The organism is Teichococcus vastitatis (genome assembly GCF_003604215.1).
GTDB classification, from domain to species: Bacteria; Pseudomonadota; Alphaproteobacteria; order Acetobacterales; family Acetobacteraceae; genus Pseudoroseomonas; species Pseudoroseomonas vastitatis.
In genome coordinates this window covers 1-4,138 of the sequence record NZ_QXGS01000094.1, presented here as the reverse complement: position 1 = coordinate 4,138, position 4,138 = coordinate 1, and the positions used below count along the sequence as shown (strand labels likewise).

3 protein-coding genes are annotated in these 4,138 nt (G+C 64.6%); 2 read left to right on the top strand and 1 reads right to left on the bottom strand.

What is annotated here, in order from left to right:
* Positions 1-43: 43 nt before the first annotated feature.
* Positions 44-322 (bottom strand): 2-dehydropantoate 2-reductase N-terminal domain-containing protein, encoded by a 279-nt coding sequence (locus D2K64_RS22955; protein ID WP_120010700.1) that lies wholly within the window; start codon positions 320-322, stop codon positions 44-46.
* A 393-nt stretch (positions 323-715) separates the two neighbouring features.
* Between D2K64_RS22955 and D2K64_RS22950 the strand changes: the two genes are divergently transcribed.
* Both D2K64_RS22950 and D2K64_RS22945 read left to right on the top strand, forming a co-directional pair.
* A complete protein-coding gene (locus D2K64_RS22950; protein ID WP_120010699.1) occupies positions 716-2,068 on the top strand; it encodes a tetratricopeptide repeat protein in 1,353 nt (450 codons plus the stop codon).
* 173 nt (positions 2,069-2,241) lie between these two features.
* A complete protein-coding gene (locus tag D2K64_RS22945) occupies positions 2,242-3,858 on the top strand; it encodes a hypothetical protein (protein ID WP_157986080.1) in 1,617 nt (538 codons plus the stop codon).
* Positions 3,859-4,138: the final 280 nt, after the last annotated feature.

The window sequence follows — 4,138 nt, the reverse complement described above, 5'->3', positions numbered from 1 at the left end:
CCGCCTGCGGCTGGCTACATGATCCGTAACCCCAACTATCCCACTAGCAGCCGACCCAAACCCGACAGGCTGCTAGGTCATAGGCTTTGCAGGTCAACAGGATCACGTCCCAGCCGGGCCTGACCTCTTCAGCGAGCAGGGCGCTGACTGGGCCGCGCCAATCGCCCGCGCTTGGGCTCTCGATCAGCAATCCGCCACGGTCGAGTTGCGCCTTGCGGCGAGGGCGAACCAGGAAGGCGACGTCCTCAACCGTGCCGGCCTGCGCCAGCCGCCCTCCGAAGTATCCGCCGACAGCGCCGGCGCCGAGGATCAGAACCTGCATCGCTACCTCCCAGAGCGTCAGAGATCCTGACGGACGGCCTTCTGCACGGCGCCAAAGCCGCCTGATCCTGCGCCCATTTCAGCGGCCGGTACCAGTCCGCTTCTTGAAAATCTCGCTTCAAACAGAGGCCGCTCCATCCCCACCGCCATCGGCCGCCCTCGACTTGATCAGGATGCTCGGGCGCCCGTCGGACATGCTCCTTCCGGAGGCCGTTGGCGTTCTTGACCTCGTCCATGACATGAGTGGCGCAGCGCTTGCCGCGCGGCACGATGACGGCCAGCAACATCGGCGCCCGCATGGCCGAAATGAAAAAGCCACGGGGTCGCGGTCGATAATAGTTTTGATGTGGCATTGATGATGTTAACCTAAGTCCCTTGGTCGAGCGGAACAGCCATGATCAGGGATGCACAAGGCAATGCCGTCAGCACCTCGGCGGAAGCCGTGCGCGCCTTCGACCACGTCGTCGAAGGCTATCTGACGTATCGCGCCGACACCGCGCAGCGGCTTGCACCCTTGATCGCAGCCGATCCGGAGTTCGGCTTGGCTCATATTCTCAAGGGCTATCTTGCCATGGCCGCGGTGGACGGCGCCCTTGTGCCGCGGGCCCGGGAGGCCCTGGGCACTGCCGGTCCTCATCTCAGGCGTGGAACTCCACGGGAACGGGCTCATGCCGAGGCCCTCGCTGCCTGGATCAACGGGGACATTGCCCGCACCTTGGCAATTTGGGAGGAGATCCAGGAGGAACATCCGCGCGACGTGCTGGCGCTTCGTCTGCATCACGTCATTGCATTCTGGTCGGGCCGTTCCGAACGGATGCTGACCAGGGTGGAGCGGATCGTGCCACGTTGGTCCTCAGACGTCCCAGGCTGGGGTGCGGTGCTCGCCTGCCGCGCGTTTGCTCACGAGGAGTTCGGAAACTACACGCTCGCTGAAGTCTGTGGCCGAGAGGCGCTCAGCCTGGATCCCGCCAACCTCTGGGCCACTCATGCCGTGGCCCATGTGATGGAGATGCAGGGACGTCGCAGCGAAGGTATCCGCTTTCTGGAAGGCATGGAGCAGCACTGGGAAGGAGGCAATGCTTTCACCCACCATCTCTGGTGGCATCAAGCGCTGTACCATCTGGAACGCCGCGAGTTCCAGGCGGCCCTCGGCCTGTACGACCGGCGCTTCCGCGATCTGGACTCGCCGCTCGTCCGGGTGATGCCGGACTTCACTACCGATGTCCAGAATGCCTGTTCCATGCTGTTCCGGCTGGAGTTGCGAGGCGTGGATGTCGGAGCGCGCTGGACCGAGCTTGCTGACAAGGCCGAACTTCGCATCGGCGACCACCTTTCACCCTTCACTCTGCCTCACAGGATGATGGCCTTGGCCGCAGCCAGCCGCTGGGAAGCGGTGGAGCAGATGCTGGCGGCGATGCGCGAGGCCGCGCAATCCAACCGAGCGGGCACAGTTGCGCCCGTGCTGCGAGAGGCGGCCCTTCCGGTGTGCAAGGCGGTGCTGGCGCACCGCCGAGGTGACTTTGCCGCGGCCGTGGAAGTGATGCGGTCCGCACTCGGACTGATGCATCGTCTGGGCGGCAGTCACGCGCAGCAGGATGTGCTGGAACAGCTCTTTCTTGATTCTGCTACCAAGGCAGGCTCTGAAGCGGACATGCGCCTGCTGCTCGAGCGTGTGGCGGGACGGCATCCTGTGCCGCCCGAACGCCGCATCGGCTATGCGGAAGCAGCGCGGCGGATTGCCCGCTGACATGGAAGTGGCCTGGACTTCGACCTAAAGCACAGAGCTGAGCGCGCCTGTCGTGACATCACTGGGTGATTACCCAGTGCAACGAACGCAACAACGTCGTCACATGCCTGAATGCCCACTCCAGCGCTTCGCCTGCGCGTAGCAGGCCGGATCATTCTGGTAAGGAGGAAACCATGTTCCCAAAACCCGTCGCGGGCCGTTGGGTGCTTGCCTTCGGTCTTGCCCTCTTCCAGTCACCTGCCCAGGCGCAGCAGCACATCCACGGCCATGCGGCACCGCCGCCGGCTGCGAGCACCCTAGGCAGCGTCCATTTTCCTGTGACCTGCTCGCCGGACGCGCAGGTCGCCTTCGACGAAGCGATGAAACTGCAACACTCCTTCTGGTATGAGGCGGCCGGTGCCGCCTTCCGCCGCGTGCGGGAGCGGGATCCCGGCTGCGTCATGGCCCTCTGGGGCGAGGCGATGGCACTGCTGGTGAATCCATTCACCGTGACCACGGTTGCTAACCTGCGCCAGGGAAGGGCTGTCCTGGCCGAGGCGCAGCAGATCAGCGCTAAGAGCGAGCGTGAACGCGGCTTCATCACGGCTCTCGCCGAGCTGTATGGCAATGAGGACCCAGACCAGCACCGTGCTCGTCTCGAGCGCTACGAGCAAGCCATGGGCCAGCTGTACGCGCGCTTTCCGGAGGATCCGGAAGTAGGGATCCACTATGCCCTCGCACTTGCCATGGCTGCTGCGCCGACCGACAAAACCTATGCGAGGCAGATCAAGGCGGCGGAGATCCTGGAGCGTGAGGCCGCACGCCAGCCACATCATCCGGGCGTCGCGCACTACCTGATCCATACCTATGATGTGCCGGCCTTGGCACAGCGTGGCCTACCGGCGGCCGAGCGCTACGCCCATCTTGCGGCCGATGCGCCGCATGCGCTGCACATGCCCTCGCATATCTTCACGCGCGTCGGCCGTTGGGAACAATCCATCGAAACCAATCACCGTTCTGCCGAAACGGCGCGGGCGCGAGGGGCGACCTTTGACGAGATCCACGCCCTGGATTACCTGCTCTACGGCTATCTGCAAACCGGCAAGACTGAGGCAGCGCGGCGCGTCTTGGCAGAGTTGCCGCGCTTCACGGATTGGCAGGCACCGGCCCCCATCTTCGCCTGGGCGCTGACGGTGATGCCGGCCCGCTATGCCCTCGAGCGTGGTGCCTGGGCGGAAGCAGCGGCGCTGGAGCCGGGGCGGCAGACCGCACCGCTCGTGGTCGCCAACACGCATTTTGCTCGCGCACTGGGCGCGGCGCGATCGGGTCGCCCGGAGGCAGCCGCATCCGATCTCGAGGCCCTGAGGGCAGCCTCCGCGGCCCTGCAGGGACGCGATGCATACTGGCAGGAGCAGATCGAGATTCTCCGTCTGGCAGCAGAAGGCTGGGTCGCCTTTGCTCAGGGACGGCAGGATGCGGCTCTGGCGTTGCTCCAGGAGGCCACGCTGCGCGAGAGGCGCACGGACAAGCATCCGATCACTCCAGGTCCGCTCATGCCGGCCGGAGAGCAGCTTGCCGAGGTGCTCATGCTCATGGAGCGCCACGCCGAGGCGCAGCGTGAATTCCTCGCAGTGCAGGAAACCGAGCCACGGCGCTTTCGGGCGGTCTATGGCGCAGCCCGCGCGGCCGAGTTGGCTGGTGATCGCGACATGGCCCGAAAACAGTATCTGGCGCTGCTCGACATTGCCGGGAGGCCTGATGCACCCAAGCCAGAGCTGGAGCAGGCGAGGACGTTTCTCGCGCAGCGCTGATCAGGAGATGACAGCGAGATCGGTCATGTTCATCGAACTATGTTGCGGCCTAGAAACGGGCGAATGAGACACCTAATGGACGCCACATGAGATGCGTGGATTATCGGATCGCAGATGGGGCTTGGCAGTCGTGGCTGTCTGGCCCCCAGTGCCCCTTGAAGACGCCGTTTTAGCCTTCCGTGGCCGGAAGATTCTGCGCCTGAGGATTAGCGCGATAGTGGATCCTTATACCAACTCCCGATGGTCGTGACTCACGACGGGGGCTTCCCCGACACGGGGG

Coding starts and splice junctions, on each gene's coding strand:
- D2K64_RS22950 (WP_120010699.1), top strand. CDS start 716: ATGATCAGGGATGCACAAGGCAATGCCGTCAGCACCTCGGCGGAAGCC.
- D2K64_RS22955 (WP_120010700.1), bottom strand. CDS start 322: ATGCAGGTTCTGATCCTCGGCGCCGGCGCTGTCGGCGGATACTTCGGA.
- D2K64_RS22945 (WP_157986080.1), top strand. CDS start 2,242: ATGTTCCCAAAACCCGTCGCGGGCCGTTGGGTGCTTGCCTTCGGTCTT.